We start from the raw sequence: 785 nt of genomic DNA on the forward strand, positions 1-785 counted from the left end.
ACTTTTTTGGCTCTAAACAGGAAAAAACATTAAACTGAAAATTGCGTCAACATTTATGCAACACTAGTGGTATCAAATAGATTTATATTTCAAAACAAGAACCTGTTTAAATTTTTAAACGGGTTCTTGTTTTGAAATCATAGAACAACTGTTTAGAATTCATAGAAGGCACATTATATTAACTAAGGTTGTATGGAGTATGCATTGTTTTTATAGGAATAATTCCATCTCACTACCCTTAAAACTAAAGCCCATACTTTTGTATAAGGGTTCACCATCTTTAGAAGCATGTAACCAAATTCTTTTTACATCTCTGTTCTTACATTCTTCAATGCATTTCTCAAGTAATTGTTTAGCCAATCCTTGTTTTCTATAAGTGGGTAAGGTATACATGTTAAGTATATAAGCTTCTACACCTTGTAAATTCTCTAAATACGGAGGTCTTTTAAAAAAGGATACTCCACTTACACTTACAACTTCCTTATCATTTTTTGCTATGTAAGAAACAAAATTATGATTGGAGATTTCAGTTTTTAAATAGTTTTTGGTAGCATGTATGATCTGATTTTCTTCTTCCTCTGTTTGAATTTCATTTACCTCTTTAAGCAAAGCTACCCTTAATTTAATAATCTGGTTGATATCTGAGATTGATGCTTTATCCACGCTATATAATTTTTTCATGCTTCTTCTCCCCTTACAGAAAAATACAATTAATATTTATCCTGAATTATTCATAGCTAACTAAAATCATTTCGTTTTTCAACTTTTGATCACGATGGTTTAAA

General features: G+C 29.6%; 1 protein-coding gene. It reads right to left on the reverse strand.

Features of this window, described 5'->3' with window-relative positions:
- Nucleotides 1–210: 210 nt before the first annotated feature.
- Nucleotides 211–681: a GNAT family N-acetyltransferase gene (locus AC1UFB_RS06575; RefSeq protein ID WP_100347968.1), complete on the reverse strand. Its 471-nt coding sequence runs from the start codon at nucleotides 679–681 to the stop codon at nucleotides 211–213.
- Nucleotides 682–785 lie beyond the last annotated feature (104 nt).

The sequence above is a fragment of the Priestia sp. KCTC 13724 genome (genome assembly GCF_056820425.1).

Bases quoted from the DNA above. Each gene is read 5' to 3' on its own strand.
- AC1UFB_RS06575 (WP_100347968.1), bottom strand. From the start codon at position 681: ATGAAAAAATTATATAGCGTGGATAAAGCATCAATCTCAGATATCAAC.